A 16,152-nucleotide genomic window follows, 5' to 3' on the forward strand; every position below is an offset into this window, starting at 1 on the left:
TTTCCATCTCCGACGCCATCGGCCACCGGCCAATGGCATGACCACACAACGCGCGCGTAATCGAGAGGCAACCTCATGACCATCAATCTCAACGTTCCTGATATCAGCGAGCTGAAGCCCCGCATTACCGTGTTCGGTGTCGGTGGCGCTGGCGGCAACGCCGTCAACAACATGATCACCGCCGGTCTGCAGGGCGTCGATTTCGTCGTCGCCAACACGGATGCACAGGCGCTGACCATGTCGAAGGCCCAGCGCATCGTGCAGATGGGCACGCAGGTCACCCAGGGCCTCGGCGCTGGTTCGCAGCCCGACGTTGGCGCTGCCGCCGCGCAGGAAGTCATCGACGAAATCCGTGATCACCTGACCGGCGCCAATATGGTGTTCGTCACCGCCGGCATGGGCGGCGGCACCGGCACCGGTGCAGCGCCCGTCATCGCCAAGACCGCACGCGACATGGGCATTCTCACCGTCGGCGTGATCACCAAGCCGTTCCACTTCGAAGGCCAGCGCCGCATGCGCACCGCCGAAGCCGGCATTGCCGAGCTGCACAAGGTGGTCGACACGCTGCTGATCATCCCGAACCAGAATCTGTTCCGGGTCGCCAACGAGAAGACCACCTTCGCCGACGCCTTCGCGATGGCCGACCAGGTGCTCTACTCGGGCGTTGCCTGCATCACCGACCTGATGGTCAAGGAAGGCCTCATCAACCTCGACTTCGCCGACGTGCGCGCAGTCATGAAGGAGATGGGCAAGGCGATGATGGGCACCGGCGAAGCCACCGGTGAGAAGCGCGCGCTGACCGCAGCGGAAGCTGCGATCGCCAACCCGCTGATCGACGATAGCTCGATGAAGGGCGCCCGCGGCCTGCTGATCTCGATCACCGGCGGCAAGGACCTGACCCTGTTCGAAGTCGACGAAGCTGCGACCCGTATTCGCGAAGAAGTCGATGCCGACGCCAACATCATTGTTGGCGCCACCTTCGACGAGAGCCTCGACGGCGTGATCCGCGTGTCGGTCGTCGCCACCGGCATCGAGCAGGCCATGCTGGCCCGCAATTCCTCGGCTCCGGTCACCACCGTGACCTCGGCCGTTGCTGCTCCTGCTGGCAACGGTGCTCCGGATGCCCGCCTGGCCGATCTGACCGCGCGTCTCCGCGCGGACAACCAGCGTCTCGCTGCCGCAGCGGCCGCCAAGTCTGCCGGCGCTCCGGCGCCCGCTGCCGCACCCCGCGCCCCGGCCACCAGCCATGAGCGTGCCGCGCTCGCCGCCATCGCCGCTGCCGTGGCTCCGGAAGCCGCTGCACCGCAGCAGTATGGCGACGTGATGGTACGTCCGATCGCGCAGAAGCCCTCGCTGTTCCCGGAAGCGCCGCGCCAGGAAGCCCCTGTCGAAGCGCCGATCCCCGAACAGTTCATTCCGCCATCGGCCGAACGTGCTCCGCTGCGCGCTCCGCGGATGCCGAAATTCGAAGAACTGCCGATGCCGGCCCAGAACGAGATCCGTCAGGCGCGCGGCGAATCGGAAGAGGAACCGCAGAAGGCTCGCCTGTCGCTGCTGCAGCGTCTGGCCAATGTCGGTCTCGGCCGCCGCGACGAGGAAACGGAAGCGCCGGTCTCCGGTCGTCCGTCGGCCCCGCCGATGGCTCCGATGCCGCCGCTGCCCGAGCGTAAGCCACAGCGCAGCGTCGCCCAGCAGATGGGCAACGAGCCGCCGGTGTCCGAATACGCCCGCCGTCCGGTACCGCAGGGTCTTGATTCTCATGGCCGCCCGGCACCTGTTGCGCCGGCGCCACAGGGCGACGATCATCTGGATATCCCGGCCTTCCTGCGCCGCCAGACAAGCTGACATTTGTTACAATCGTGTCGACGACCGAAGCCCCGGCTGGATCAGCTGGGGCTTTCGTTTGTGACACCCGCCAAAATGGGTGCGATTTCTTAACCTATTGATAGTAAGTCATTAATCTTTACCGGCGCGCTCTGCCAAGATTCGAAACGGACGTGGAACCGGCAGAAATTTTGGTTAACCCCTGGCCTGATTGCGGCAAAGGTGGGGTAACAATCGGTAAAAAAGCGTGAGTTGGCGCACTTTGTGGCAGGGGTTAATGTGACTGCGACTCGGGGACTCAGGAGGCCGCAAGGTTCGACTGAGAGAGTCCCTCTCATGACGAGAGGCTACTTGGGTGGGTACCTTATGACTTTCAGCCGACAGACAACGCTTGGATCGCAAGCCACCGTTACCGGTGTCGGCGTCCATTCCGGAAAGCCTGTCAGTCTCACGCTTGGACCTGCGCCCGTCGATGCAGGTTATATTTTTGTTCGCACCGGTCTTGAAGGTGCCGATCGCGAAATCCAGGCCGACGCCAAATCCGTTATCGCCACCGAGTTTGCCACCGTGCTCGGCGATCGTGAAGGCCCAATCGTTTCCACCGCCGAACATGTTCTTGCTGCGCTGCGCGGCATGGGCATCGACAACGCCACCATCGAAGTCGATGGACCGGAAGTGCCGATCATGGACGGCTCTGCAGCCGCCTTCGTCGCCGCCATCGATCAGGCGGGCGTTGTGGAGCAGGGCGCCCGCCGCCGCTTCATTCAGGTTCTCAAACCGGTGCAGGTTGCCATCGGTGACTCGTTCGGCGAAATCCGCCCTCACGCTGCGGGCTTCCGCGCTGAAGTCGAAATCAGCTTCGCCAATCCGGTGATTGGCCGCCAGAGCTACGTGCTCGATCTCAATCCCGAATCCTTCCGCCGCGATATCGCCCGTGCACGCACCTTCGGTTGCATGAACGACGTGGCCCGCCTCTGGAGCGCCGGTTTCGCGCTCGGCGCGTCCTTCGAGAATTCCGTCGTGTTCGACGATGACAAGCTGCTCAACACCGAAGGCCTGCGCTATAGCGATGAATGCGCCCGCCACAAGGTGCTGGACGCCGTCGGCGACCTCGCGCTGGCCGGTCTGCCGATCCTCGGCGCCTACCGCTCGGTGCGCGGCGGCCACAAGCTCAACAATGCCGTTCTCTGCGCCCTGATGGCCGATCGTTCGGCCTGGAAGATCGTCGAAGCCGATGCCGTCCCTGTCCGCCGCGGCCGCGCCAGCGCCGATGTCACCTCGGGCATGCTTGGCGGCATGATCGCCCCGGCCTTCGGCCCGGACGTTTCCTAAAGATCGGGCTTTTCGGGCCTCTTTCACCCGCTGCCGGTATTTTGCATTGCGCTTTTGCGGGCCCGCGGACCTTTGCGTGCATCGGGACATCCCCGGTAACCATAACCGCCTGTATCTCCACATCCTTCGCCTTAATCCGGGCGAAATGGCTCCGTATCCGGTTGGTTAACGGATGTCATTCGGGTAGATAGAGCACGCGGTCAAGCGAAGCTGCGGGCGCGTATCCGGTTGGTCCGTGATTGTGCGCGTACCGCGCAGACACCGCATGAAGGCGTCAGGTCTCAGATATATGTCGGCACAGCGCATTACGCTCGAATCCAGCGATTCACTGCTCACCCGTTTCGGCCGCCAGGCGCGGTTCGCCGCGGGTCTCATCGTGCTGGCCGTGCCGCTGAGCGGCTGCGGCACCGGCGCGATCTGGGACAAGTTCGGCACCAAGGACGACACCTTCGTCGAGGAGCCCGCCGACAAGCTCTACAATGAGGGCTTGTACCTCATGAACCAGAACAAGGACCCGAAGGCCGCCGCGAAGAAATTCGAGGAAGTCGATCGTCAGCATCCGTATTCGGAATGGGCGCGCAAGTCGCTGCTGATGTCGGCCTATGCGGCCTACGAATCCGCCGACTACGACACCTGCATCGGCTCGGCCACGCGCTACGTCACCCTGCATCCCGGCAGCCCGGATGCGGCCTATGCGCAGTATCTGATCGCCGCCTCGCATTACGACCAGATCCCGGACATCTCGCGCGACCAGGGCCGCACCGAAAAGGCAATGGCTGCGCTCGAGGAAGTGGTCCGCAAATATCCGACCTCGGAATATGCGACCTCGGCCAAGAAGAAGCTGGAAGGCGCACGCGACCAGATCGCCGGCAAGGAAATGGAAATCGGCCGCTACAATCTCGACAAGCGCAACTACACCGGCGCCATCAACCGCTTCAAGACCGTGGTGACGCAGTATCAGACCACGCGTCACGTCGAGGAAGCCCTGATGCGCCTGACCGAGGCCTATATGGCAATCGGCGTGGTCGGCGAGGCACAGACCGCCGCCGCCGTGCTTGGCCACAACTTTCCTGACAGCAAGTGGTACAAAGACGCCTACAATCTTGTAAAGTCCGGCGGTCTCGAGCCGAGCGAGAACAAGGGGTCTTACCTGAGCAAGGCCTTCAAGAGATTTGGCCTCGGTTAGGAACTGACCTCCCATGCTGGCCCGTCTGTCGATCCGTGACATCGTCCTGATCGAACGGCTCGATATCGAGTTTTCCCGCGGTCTTGCAGTGCTGACCGGTGAAACCGGCGCCGGCAAATCCATTCTTCTCGATGCGTTTGCGCTGGCGCTCGGCGGCCGCGGCGATGCCGGGCTCGTGCGCCACGGCGTCGAGCGGGGCCAGGTCACGGCCGTGTTCGATCTCGCCAAGGGCCATCCGGCGCTGGCGATTCTCAAGGACAATGGCTTCGACGACGATTCCGGCGAGATGATTCTGCGCCGCGTGCAGCTCGCCGACGGCCGCACCCGTGCCTTCATCAACGATCAGGCGATCTCCGTGCAGACCATGAAGGCGGTCGGCGCCGCTTTGGTCGAGATCCACGGCCAGCACGACGAGCGCGCCCTTGTGGACGCCGCCACCCATCGCCGGCTGCTCGACGCCTTCGCCGGGCTGGAGAAGGACGTCACCGCGCTGGAGACGCTCTGGGAGGCCCGCAAGTCCGCTTATGCGGCCCTTGAAAGCCATCGCGCCAATATGGAGCGTGCCGCCCGCGATGCCGATTATCTGCGCCACGCTGCGGACGAGCTGAAGAAGCTCAACCCGAAGGACGGCGAGGAGAGCAAGCTTGCGGAGCGCCGCACCGGCATGATGCACGGCGAGAAGATCGCGGCGGATCTGCGCGAGGCCCAGGAGGCCGTGTCCGGTCATCATTCGCCGATCTCGTCGCTGGCTGCCGCCGTGCGCCGGCTGGAGCGCCGCGCCGGTTCATCGCCGTCGCTGGTCGAGCCCGCGGTGAAGGCGATCGACGTCGCCATCAATGCGCTGGAAGAGGCCGACCAGCATCTCAGCGCCGCACTCATCGCCGCCGATTTCGATCCTGCGGAACTCGAGCGCATCGAGGAACGGCTGTTCGCGCTGCGCGGCGCCGCGCGGAAATATTCGACGCCGGTCGATGGGCTCGCCGCGCTGGCCGCGAAATACTTTGCCGATGTCGCCACCATCGATGCTGGCGCCGGCCAGCTGAAGGGGCTGGAAACGGCGGCCTCCGAGGCCGACAAGAAGTATAGCGCTGCGGCGACCAAGCTTTCGGCTGCGCGCATCAAGTCCGCCGAGAAGCTCAACAAAGCCGTCATCGCCGAGCTCGGCCCGCTCAAGCTCGAACGTGCGAAATTCATCACCCAGGTCGACAGCGATGCGGCGACGCCGGGTCCACACGGCATCGACCGTGTCGAATTCTGGGTTCAGACCAATCCCGGCACCCGCCCGGGCCCAATGATGAAGGTCGCCTCCGGCGGCGAACTCTCGCGCTTCCTGCTGGCGCTGAAAGTCGTGCTGTCCGACAAGGGCTCGGCACCGACTTTGGTGTTCGACGAAATCGACACCGGTGTCGGCGGCGCGGTGGCCGACGCCATCGGCGCGCGCCTGGCGCGGCTCGCCGGCAAGGTGCAGGTGATGGCCGTCACCCACGCCCCGCAGGTGGCGGCGAGGGCCGACCAGCATCTGCTGATCTCCAAGGACGCCCTCGACAAGGGCAAGCGCGTCGCGACGCGCGTCAACACGCTGGCGGAGGATCACCGCCGCGAGGAAATCGCGCGCATGCTGGCGGGCGCGGAGATTACCGCCGAGGCGAGGGCCGCGGCGGAGCGGCTGCTCAAGGGCGCGGCGTAAGCCGTAAGCGCGCGTTGTCGTGCCTCAAGCTGTCATTCCGGGGCGCTCGCCTGTTGGCGAGCGAACCCGGAATCCCGTCATGTTCTGCACCACTTCGCCAAACGACGGCGCCGGTCATGCCCTATTACGTCTACATGCTCGCTTCGAAGAAGAACGGCGTGCTGTATATCGGCATCACCAACGATCTCGTCCGGCGCGTCTACGAACACAAAACGAGCCCGGTGAAAAGCTTCACCTCGCGCTACAATGTTTCCTTGCTCGTCTGGTTCGAAGTGTACGACGATCCCTTGAATGCGATCAGCCGAGAAAAGGAACTCAAGAAATGGCGACGCGCCTGGAAGGTCGCACTGATCGAGGTGAGCAATCCCGAATGGCATGATCTGTACGATTCGATCGTGTAAGAGCAGAACACGACGGGATTCCGGGTTCGCCCGCCAAGTGGCGAGCGCCCCGGAATGACGGCATGGGGCAGGCCGTTGTTGGAGCCTGTGCAACACGTTATTCTGGGCCATGGCGAAGACATCAAAAATCACTTCCCCCGACATCTCCACGCTCACGAAGCCCAAAGCGAAGATCGAGCTGATGCGGCTGTCGCTGGAGATGGAAGCGCACAACAAGCGCTACTATCAGGACGACGCACCGACGGTGTCGGATGCGGACTACGACGCGCTGCGTCGCCGGGTCGAGGCGATCGAGGCGAAGTTTCCCGATCTCGTCACCGGCGCGTCGCCGACACAGACGGTCGGCGCAGCGCCCGCGCGCGGCTTCGCCAAGGTGCAGCATGTGGTGCCGATGCTGTCGCTGGGCAATGCGTTCAGCGATGAGGAAGTGACGGAATTCGTCGAGCGCATCCAGCGCTTCCTCAAGCTCGATGAAATCCCGGCCATCGTCGCCGAGCCGAAGATCGACGGTCTGTCGCTGTCGCTGCGCTACGAGAACGGTGAGTTGATCCGCGCCGCCACGCGGGGCGACGGTTTTACGGGCGAGGACGTCACCGCCAATGTTCGCACCATCAAGGACATTCCCGAGAAGCTGAAAGGCAAGCACGTCCCTGCCGCCTGCGAGCTGCGCGGTGAGGTCTATATGCTGAAGAGTGACTTTCTCGCGCTCAACAAGAAGCAGGAAGAGGCCGGCGACACCGTCTTCGCCAATCCCAGAAATTCCGCGGCCGGTTCGCTGCGCCAGAAGGACGTGGCGATCACGGCGTCACGTCCGCTGAAATTCTTCGCCTATGCCTGGGGCGAGATGTCGGACTATCCGATGGATCAGCCGACCCAGCATGCGATGATCGACTGGCTGGGCAAGGTCGGCTTCACCGTCAATCCTGAGATCACCTCGTGCAAGAGCGTTGATGACGCGCTCGCCTTCTATCGCCGGATCGGCGAGATCAGGGCCAAGCTCGGTTATGACATCGACGGCGTCGTCTACAAGGTCGACCGCATCGACTGGCAGGCGCGATTGGGTTTTGCCGGCCGCGCGCCGCGCTGGGCGATCGCGCATAAATTCGCGGCCGAGCAGGCGACCACGGTGCTGGAGAAGATCGACATCCAGGTCGGCCGCACCGGCGCGCTGACGCCGGTGGCGCGGCTGACGCCGATTACGGTCGGCGGCGTCGTAGTGTCGAATGCCACGCTGCATAATGCCGACTATATCGCGGGCATCGGCAATGACGGCCAGCCGCTGCGCGACGGCGTCGATATCCGCGAAGGCGACACTGTCATCGTGCAACGCGCCGGCGACGTCATTCCGCAGGTCGTCAATGTCGTCCTCGACAAGCGCCCGAAGAGCGCAAAGCCATATGAATTTCCCACCAAGTGTCCGGTCTGCGGCAGCCATGCCATCCGCGAGAATGACGAAGTCGTCACGCGTTGCACCGGCGCGCTGGTATGTCCGGCGCAGGCGGTCGAGAAGCTCAAGCATTTCGTCTCGCGCCTCGCCTTCGACATCGACGGGCTCGGCGACAAGCAGATCCAGGAATTCTACGACGAGGGCATCATCATGCACCCCGTCGATATCTTCACGCTGGCCAAACGCGACGAGCGCAACACCAAGAAACTGCGTGACCGCGAAGGCTATGGCGAGACCTCGGTGCGCAATCTGTTTGCGGCGATCGACGATCGCCGCAAGATCGAGCTCAATCGCCTGATCTTTGCGCTCGGCATCCGCCACATCGGCGAAGGCAATGCCAAGCTGCTGGCGCGACATTACGGCTCATTCACCGCGTTCCGCGATGCGATGCTGGCGGCCGCTGCGGGGCAGGGCGGCGAGGAGAATACGTCTGAAGCCTATGCCGATCTCAACGCCATCGACGGCGTCGGTGAAATCGTCGCGGACGCGGTGGTCGAGTTCTTCGCCGAGAAACGTAACGTCAAGGCGCTCGACGAATTGCTCGGCGAGATCGAGGTGCTCGATGTCGCACAGGCCAAGACCGATACGCCGGTCGCGGGCAAGACGGTGGTGTTCACGGGCTCGCTGACCAAGTTCACGCGTGATGAAGCCAAAGCCGGTGCCGAGCGTCTCGGCGCCAAGGTCGCAGGCTCGGTGTCGAAGAAGACGGACTATGTGGTGGCCGGCGAGGATGCAGGCTCGAAGCTGACCAAGGCGCGCGACCTCGGCGTGGCGGTGCTCACGGAAGACGAGTGGCTGGCGCTGATCGGGGGGTAGGGGCGGTCGGGCTCTGGCATTTCCCGGCGCGCCTCGCTCATCTCAATCCAAGCTCGTCATTCCGGGGCAGGACGGACCGCGGAGCGGGCCGGACTGAGCCCGGAATCTTGGAGTGTTCAGCGCAAAACATGTCGGGATTCCGGGTTCGCGATACGCCGCCTTCGGCGTCTCCTCGCGCCCCGGAATGACGAGTGTGGCCGGGGACGCGCTAAACATTTTTTCCTATCTAATGTTGACAATATCCCTTCATGGACTATATTCCCCTTCGTCCTGCCCCACCGAGAGGGGCGATCGCGATCGTCACGTTCGCGGGGTGGGATGCGGTGGACGCCGGAGATGCGGCGTCACGCGGTTTGGGGGTGACGTCTGTCTTCGGGCAGGACGGATCTGCGCCAGCACTGCCACTGGCAAGGAGACGGCCGGCCTTCGGATGGAAAGACCTCTTGGACAGTGTGACGGACGACCAACTCGAAACGCGTTCGGCCCAGTCGCTTGAGGCTCCCTTCCCATCGCCTTGGGACTTTAATTCGCGATCGGAGCGTTCGTTGAGGCAAAGTGCAAGCAACCGAAAAAACACCGCATGCGGAACGTCGGGCAATCGCTCGGCGCCTCCGAAAGTCCTGATGCACTCTAACCCTGCGGAAGACCGCATCGCATCAGGCCCAAGGGTGCAACGGGCACCCGGCGTTCCGCACGCCCTCTCGCAAGAGGGTGGGAATGCAAAACACGACGGCGCCCCCGCGCCGTAAACAATGGGGGCGATGACGCATGTCTGAAGGGCCGTGGCTGTTTGACAGTGGAATCTGCAACGACGCACGGGCGTCAGAGGAATCCCTCCCTCAAGCAGCGAAGCTGCGCAGTGGGGAGGGTCGGCCGAGCGAGGTGATGCGAAGCATCGACGAAGTGGAGGCCGGGGTGGGGTGCCCCACGTGAGAGCGCCACTTGTGGCACCCCCACCCGACCGGCCAAGCGGCTGGCCACCCTCCCCGCAAGGGGGAGGGAAAAGGAAGCGCCTACAACAATCCCGTCTCTTCGCCCTCGGCCTTCTCGATCATCTCTTCCGTCACCACCACCTTGCGGCGGGGGACCAGAAAGATCATCGCGGCGGCGCAGCCGCAGGACAGCACGACGAGTGCAATGTTGAGCGGCACCGGCGTTGCGAAATGGCCGCCGAGCCAGGCGCCGAATTGCGAGCACAGCGAACCCAATCCCATCTGCAGGAAGCCCATCATGCCGGATGCCGTGCCCGCGGCCTGCGGCCGAATGCTGAGGGCGCCGGCAGCGCCGTTCGACATCACGAAGGCATTGCCGAACATCACGATCATATGGGTGAGGAACAGCCAGGCCGGATTCTGGTTCAGCCCGGTCAGCCCCCAGACCACGTTGAGCATGGCGCCGCCGAATTGCAGCGCGAGGCCGAACCAGATCAGTTGTTCGATGGTCCGGCGCGGCGCGAAGCGCACGCAACAGAGATTGCCGACGAGGTAAGCGAGGCCGGAGGTCGCGAACCATGCGCCATATTCGGCCGATGTGCGGCCCATCTGCGTGACCACCACATAGGGACCGCCGCCGGCAAAGGTGAAGATGATCCAGGAGGCGACGACATAACAGAGGAGATAGCCGATGAAGGTCCGGCTGCGCAGCAGCACCCGGGAGTCGGCGATAAAGCCGCCGCCGCTCACGTCACTAGCAGCACGCCGTCTCGTTTCGGGCAGGAAAAATGCGATCGCGAGCGTCACGACCAGCGAAGACGCGGTGACCACATAGAAGATCGCGCGCCAGCCGAAGCCGGTTTCCAAGAGACCGCCGGCCAGCGGGCTCAGCATCTGCGCGATCATCATCACGGCGATGACGAGGCTGATCATCGCGCCGACGCGCTCGCGCGGATAGAGATCCCTGATGATCGCGCGGCTCATCACCATCCCCGTCGCGCCGCCGAGCGCCTGAAAGAAACGCGCGGCGATGAGTTGCGGCAGCGTCAGCGCAAAGCTGCTGCCGATGCCGGCGATCACCATCAGGCCGAGACCGGCAAGCAGCACTGGCCTTCGGCCGAACTTGTCGGACAGCGGTCCCATGATGAGCTGCGAGAAGGCGAGGCCGACCATGTAGAGCGACACGGTCATCTGCGCGATCGAGATGTCGGCATCGAAGGTGCGGGCGAGTTCGGGCAGCGCCGGCACCAGCATATAGAGCGAGATCGGCGCGATGCCGGTCATCACCACCAGCAACAGCAGCATCACCCGCGATTTGGAGAGGTCGACGGCGTCGACTTTTGGAAAAGGCGGGCTGTAATTCACGTGGTGGCTGTTCTCTCGCTATTGCGGCTGCGTAAGCGGCTCGGTCGCCGCTTCGAGCCAGACGCGCGTCGCTTCATCGTCGAGCAGCGGCATCACCTCGCGGCGAACGCGGGCGTGATAGTCGTCGATCCATTTCAGCTCGCGCTTGCTGATGCGATGCGTATTGATCAGCCGGCGGTCGATCGGCGCCAGTGTCAGCGTCTCGAATTCATTCATCGGCTGCTCGGCGCCCTCGATATGGGCTTCGACAACCAGTTCGAGATTCTCGATGCGAATGCCGAAAGCGTCGGTCTTGTAGTAGCCGGGCTCGTTGGAGAGGATCATGCCACGCTTGAGCGGCGTGGTGCCGAGCTTGGAGATCCGCGCCGGGCCTTCATGTACCGACAGATAGCTGCCGACGCCGTGGCCGGTGCCGTGGGCGAAATCGAGGCCGGCATGCCAGAGAAACTGCCGCGCCAGCGTATCGAGCTGCGCGCCCGTCGTGCCATCGGGAAACGCGGCGCGCGCAATGGCGATATGGCCGCGCAGCACGCGGGTGAAGCGGTCGCGCATTTCGTCGGTCGGCTCGCCAATCGCAATGGTGCGGGTGACGTCGGTGGTGCCATCTTCATATTGCGCGCCAGAATCGATCAGCAGGAGATCGCCCAGCGCGATGCGGCGGTTGGTCTTGCGGGTGACGCGGTAATGAACGATGGCGCCGTTCGGCCCGGTACCGGCGATGGTCGGAAACGACACATCCTTTAGCGCGCCGGTCTGGCGGCGGAATGTCTCCAGCGCTTCCACGGTGTCGATTTCGGTGAGCTTGCCTTTCGGTGCCTCGCGGTCGATCCAGGCGAGAAAGCGCGCCAGTGCCACAGCATCGCGGCGATGCGCGGTCTGTGTGCCCTTGATCTCGACGGGATTCTTCACGGCCTTCAGCAGCGCAACGGGATCGGCGCCCCGCACGGGCTTGCCGCCCGCGCCTGTGATCAAGCGGCTCAGCGCATCGGCGGCGGTGGCATTGTCGAGCGCAATCGAAGCACCCGAGGCGGCGAGGTTTGCGAGCGCCGACGTCAGCGCATCCGGCTCCTGCACATCGGCCGAGACTTCCAGATGGTTGCGCGTACTGTTGGAGAGCTTGCGGTGATCGATAAACACCTGCGGGCGGCCGTGTTTCGGCACCAGCGCATAGGACAGCGGCAGCGGCGTATGCGAGACATCCGCGCCGCGGATGTTGAAGGTCCAGGCCACCGCATGGGAATCCGACAGCACCAGCGCATCGACGCGCAGGCGCTCCATCTCGCCGCGGATCTGGGCGAGCTTGTCGGCTTCGGAAACGCCGGCATAGTTGAGCGGGTGAATCGATACCGCGCCGAGCGGCGGCGCCGGGCGCTCGGCCCACACCGAATCGAGCGGATTGCTGTCGACCGCGACGAGTTCGGCGCCGGCTTTGGCGCAGGCGGTAGCCAGCCGTTCGGCTGCCGCAGAAGTGTGCAGCCACGGATCAAATCCGAGGCGATCTTCGGGCTTCAGGTGATCGGCGAGCCAGGTCTCCGGCGGCGGCTCGACCAGCGACTGGATGCTCCACGCATTCACATCGACTTGTTTGGCGGCCTGCAGCGTATAGCGGCCGTCGACGAAGACGGCGGCTTCCTGCAGCAGCACGATCGCCATGCCGGCCGATCCGGTGAAGCCTGTGAGCCAGGCCAGCCGCTCGTCGGAGTGCGGCACATATTCGTTCTGCTGCTGATCGGCGCGGGGAATCACGAAGCCTGTCAGTTTCCGCCGCAGCAATTCCTCGCGAAATGCGGCCAGCCGCGCAGTCAGCGCCACGCCGCTTTCGGGCTCTTCGAACGTCTGGAAATGGGCTTCGAACATCGCGGGATCATCCTATGGGTGCGCTGTCAGGCCTGCAATCGAGGGGCAGGGTTGCGCAGATTTGGCACAAGTTATGCTTGAAAATCTGGTGGTTGTGTTCAACCGGATGGAACAACGTCCCCCGGCTTGTGTTGTCGGTGCGATGCTTGGCCATTCAGAGTGTCTCAACTCAACGAAGAGGGGATACACAATGCCTGCTTTTACGTTCGAGAAAATTTCGCCACCCGCCACGCTTGGCCATTCCCAGCCTACCCAGGTGCAGTCCACCCAAACTCCGCCCAGTCAGCCAAATCAACGCAGCGGTATCATCCAGATTCTGGGCCGTTTCGTCGAAGCCCGCGTGACGCGCGTCGAGCGGCTGGAAAATGCAACGCTTCGTCGCCGCGACGTACCGCCCCCGAAGTAGCAAAATCAGCCGGCAGCTTTAGCCAGATCGCCCGTCGTTATTCCGGAGTTCGGAAAATGGCGAAAGGCGTGTCAGCCTGCGCGTTGCATCAACAGGCTGCTCCAGCCTTCGATGATCTGATGCTTGCGGAGCACAAGCCCGCGGGCGCGATACGCGGCGATCACGCTCATCGCCTGATGCGGCAACAGCCCGGACAAGATCACCATTCCATTGCGCGTGAGGTGTCGTGCCATGTCGGTCGACATCGCGCGCAGTGGATTGGCGAGGATGTTCGCGAGGATCAGATCGAACGGCGCGCGATCGCCGAAAGCCGGCGAGGAAAAGCCAGTTGCGCAAACAGTATCGACGAGATTGCCGACGCCGTTCAGCCGCATATTCTCGCGCGCCACCCTCACAGACATCGGGTCGATATCGGTCGCCAGCACGCGCCGTTTCGTGGCCTTCGCTGCAGCGATGGCCAGCACGCCTGTGCCGGTGCCCAGATCGAGCATCCGTTGCGGGGCCTTCGCGCGCAGCACATAATCCAGATAGACGAGGCAGCCACGCGTGGTGCCGTGATGGCCGGTGCCGAAAGCCAGCGCGGCCTCGATCTCGATGCCCAGCTGATTGGGGCGCACCTTGTCGCGGTCGTGCTGGCCATGAACGATGAAGCGGCCGGCGCGGACCGGGACGAGGCCTTCGAGGCTCTCCTTGACCCAGTCCTTCGCTTCGATGCTGTCGAACACGATGCTCGCCGCCACGGTGTCGTCCGAGGCGAGGCTGACGAGGTCGCGGATCGAGGCCTCGTCCGGCGGGTCGGCGAAATGGACAGTGACGTCCCAGCGGCCCTCGGGGCTCTCAAATGCAGCGATCGCGGCCTGGCCTTCCTCGAAACTCTCGGTGAGGAGATCGACGATGCGCTTGGCGCTGAATTCGTCGCCGACGGCGAAGGTGGCGCGGCTGGTTCCTTGGGGCGTGGTCATCGCGGGTCCGGGTGGCGTCGTGAACAGGGTCTGCACAGCTTAGGCGCGCTTGGTACAGGGTTTATACCGGCGGGGATACAGGGGCGATACAGTGGCGATGCACAGGGTTATAAGCTGATTATACCGCTGTACTCCCGAGCTTCCGCACAGGCTTGTTCAGGACCCATCCACTGTCTATGCACAGGCTTATCCACAGGATGTCCTCAGCCGAACAGCGCCCGGTGGTCCCTGAGGATCGCCTTGGCCGCATTGTGGCCAGGCGCGCCCGTCACGCCGCCGCCGGGATGTGCACCCGAGCCGCAGTGATAAAGGCCCTTCAGTGGTCCGCGGTAATCCGCATGGCCGAGCATCGGGCGGGCCGAGAACAGCTGGTTCAGCGAGAGCGCGCCATGGAAGATGTCGCCGCCGAGCAGGCCGAAGTCGCGCTCCAGATCGAGCGGTGACAGCGCCTGCCGGCCGATGACGCTGGCGGCAAAGCCGGGTGCGTAGTCGTCCACCGTCTTGATCATCAGGTCCGCGACCTCGTTCCGATGGTCATCCCATGATGCGCCGTTGGGGAGTGTCGGTGCAACATGCTGGCAAAAGAGACTGGCGACGTGCTGGCCCGGTGGGCTGAGGCTGTCATCAAGAGTGGAGGGGATCAGTACTTCGACAATCGGCTGGCGGCTCCAGCCGTGCTGCTTCGCATCGAGCCAGGCGCGATCCATGTAGTCGAGACTCGGCGCTATGATGATGCCCGCCGAGAGATGGTCGCCGTCGCCAGGCAGTGCGGTGAATGAGGGCAGAGTGCTCAGCGCAACATTCATGCGGAACGTGCCGGAGCCATTGCGCCAGCGGCGGATGCGATCGAGGAACGGCTTGGGCAGCGCATCCGCCGGCATCAGCCGTGTATAGAGCAGCTTCGGATTGACGTTGGAGGCGACATATTTCGCGCGGATACTCTCGCCATTGTCGAGGATGACGCCGACGACCCTGTCGTTCTCCACGAGGACTTCGCGCACGCCGTTGTCGAGTTCGATCTGCACGCCGTGCGAGCGTGCCGCGGCGGCCATGGCCTGCGTGATCGCGCCCATGCCGCCGATGGCGTGACCCCAGACGCCTTTCTTGCCGTTCACCTCGCCGAAGGCATGGTGCAGCATCACATAGGCCGAACCGGCGGCATAGGGGCTCGCATAGTTGCCGACCACGGCATCGAAGCCGAACAATGCCTTGACCAGATCATGTTCGAAAACGTCGTCAAGCATCTCGCCGGCGGAGCAGGTGAACAGATCGAGCAACACGCGCTGCTGCTCGATGGTCAGTGCGTTGAGAATCTTCGCGGTGCTGAGCGCATTGATGGCTTCGCTGATCGCGCCGAGACCGAAACCTTGCACGACGTTCGGCGGTGAACGCAGCACAAAGTCCCTGAGCACGTCGGCGATGACTTCGAGCTCATGCGAGAACGCGCCGATCCGCTCGGCATCGCGCGCGTTGAGCTTGGCAACCGACTGTTGCGTGCGGCCTTCACCTGTCAGGAGATAGCTGCCGTCCGGGGCGGGAATGAAATTCTGCGCCTTGCGCTCGACGATCCGCAGGCCGTGTTCGGCGAGCTTCAGATCAGAGGCGATCTGCGGGTTGAGCAGGCTGACAGTGTAGGCCGCGACCGAATTGCGGAAGCCGGGGTGAAACTCCTGCGTCACCGCGGCGCCGCCAACCACGGAACGTCGTTCGACCACCTTCACGCGCAACCCGCTCATGGCGAGATAGGCCGCGCAAGTGAGGCCGTTATGGCCGGCGCCGATGATCAAAACGTCGGTGTTTGACATGTCCGCTTCAACAAAGCCTGCTAGAGCGTTTTCTTGCGAAGTGGCGACCGGTTCGCATTAAGAAAACGCGTCAAACGAAAATAGGGCCCTCTTTATCGAAGAGGCGCGCGCGCGGCACAAGGCCGCCCGTCA

General features: G+C 63.7%; 11 protein-coding genes. 7 read left to right on the top strand and 4 right to left on the bottom strand.

Annotation, left to right across the window (positions count from 1 at the left end):
• The first annotated feature begins 75 nt into the window (after positions 1-75).
• From ftsZ to ligA, 6 genes are all read left to right on the top strand, one after another.
• Positions 76-1,845 carry a cell division protein FtsZ gene (gene ftsZ, locus AB7783_RS02770; RefSeq protein ID WP_441276752.1) on the top strand — a complete coding sequence of 590 codons (1,770 nt, stop codon included), beginning with the start codon at positions 76-78 and terminating at the stop codon, positions 1,843-1,845.
• A 345-nt stretch (positions 1,846-2,190) separates the two neighbouring features.
• The gene (gene lpxC, locus AB7783_RS02775) at positions 2,191-3,156 is read left to right on the top strand and encodes a UDP-3-O-acyl-N-acetylglucosamine deacetylase (protein WP_089267338.1); all 966 of its coding nucleotides are present in this window, start codon (positions 2,191-2,193) and stop codon (positions 3,154-3,156) included.
• A 289-nt stretch (positions 3,157-3,445) separates the two neighbouring features.
• Positions 3,446-4,342 (top strand): outer membrane protein assembly factor BamD, encoded by an 897-nt coding sequence (gene bamD / locus AB7783_RS02780; RefSeq protein ID WP_439072982.1) that lies wholly within the window; start codon positions 3,446-3,448, stop codon positions 4,340-4,342.
• A 13-nt stretch (positions 4,343-4,355) separates the two neighbouring features.
• A complete protein-coding gene (recN, locus tag AB7783_RS02785) occupies positions 4,356-6,029 on the top strand; it encodes a DNA repair protein RecN (protein WP_441276753.1) in 1,674 nt (557 codons plus the stop codon).
• Between the two features lie 116 nt (positions 6,030-6,145).
• Entirely contained in the window at positions 6,146-6,430 is a 285-nt protein-coding gene (locus AB7783_RS02790; RefSeq protein WP_441276754.1) for a GIY-YIG nuclease family protein, read from the top strand.
• A gap of 109 nt (positions 6,431-6,539) precedes the next feature.
• Positions 6,540-8,693 (top strand): NAD-dependent DNA ligase LigA, encoded by a 2,154-nt coding sequence (gene ligA / locus AB7783_RS02795; protein ID WP_441276755.1) that lies wholly within the window; start codon positions 6,540-6,542, stop codon positions 8,691-8,693.
• A 1,013-nt stretch (positions 8,694-9,706) separates the two neighbouring features.
• Here ligA and AB7783_RS02800 read toward each other — a convergent pair.
• Both AB7783_RS02800 and AB7783_RS02805 read right to left on the bottom strand, forming a co-directional pair.
• On the bottom strand, positions 9,707-10,930 hold the full coding sequence (locus AB7783_RS02800; protein WP_081421912.1) for a multidrug effflux MFS transporter: 1,224 nt from the start codon (positions 10,928-10,930) through the stop codon (positions 9,707-9,709).
• Positions 10,931-11,008: 78 nt separating this feature from the next.
• Positions 11,009-12,847, bottom strand: coding sequence for an aminopeptidase P family protein (locus tag AB7783_RS02805; RefSeq protein ID WP_441276756.1), 1,839 nt, complete (start codon positions 12,845-12,847; stop codon positions 11,009-11,011).
• A 73-nt stretch (positions 12,848-12,920) separates the two neighbouring features.
• Here AB7783_RS02805 and AB7783_RS02810 point away from each other — a divergent pair, with 73 nt between their 5' ends.
• Positions 12,921-13,253 carry a hypothetical protein gene (locus tag AB7783_RS02810; protein ID WP_441276757.1) on the top strand — a complete coding sequence of 111 codons (333 nt, stop codon included), beginning with the start codon at positions 12,921-12,923 and terminating at the stop codon, positions 13,251-13,253.
• Positions 13,254-13,324: 71 nt separating this feature from the next.
• Here the strand turns inward: AB7783_RS02810 and AB7783_RS02815 are convergent, their stop codons facing one another.
• Both AB7783_RS02815 and AB7783_RS02820 read right to left on the bottom strand, forming a co-directional pair.
• Positions 13,325-14,215: a 50S ribosomal protein L11 methyltransferase gene (locus AB7783_RS02815; protein WP_441276758.1), complete on the bottom strand. Its 891-nt coding sequence runs from the start codon at positions 14,213-14,215 to the stop codon at positions 13,325-13,327.
• 203 nt (positions 14,216-14,418) lie between these two features.
• The gene (locus AB7783_RS02820) at positions 14,419-16,020 is read right to left on the bottom strand and encodes a phytoene desaturase family protein (protein ID WP_441276759.1); all 1,602 of its coding nucleotides are present in this window, start codon (positions 16,018-16,020) and stop codon (positions 14,419-14,421) included.
• Positions 16,021-16,152 lie beyond the last annotated feature (132 nt).

This window comes from Tardiphaga sp. 172_B4_N1_3 (assembly GCF_052076035.1).
Classification (GTDB): domain Bacteria; phylum Pseudomonadota; class Alphaproteobacteria; order Rhizobiales; family Xanthobacteraceae; genus Tardiphaga; species Tardiphaga robiniae.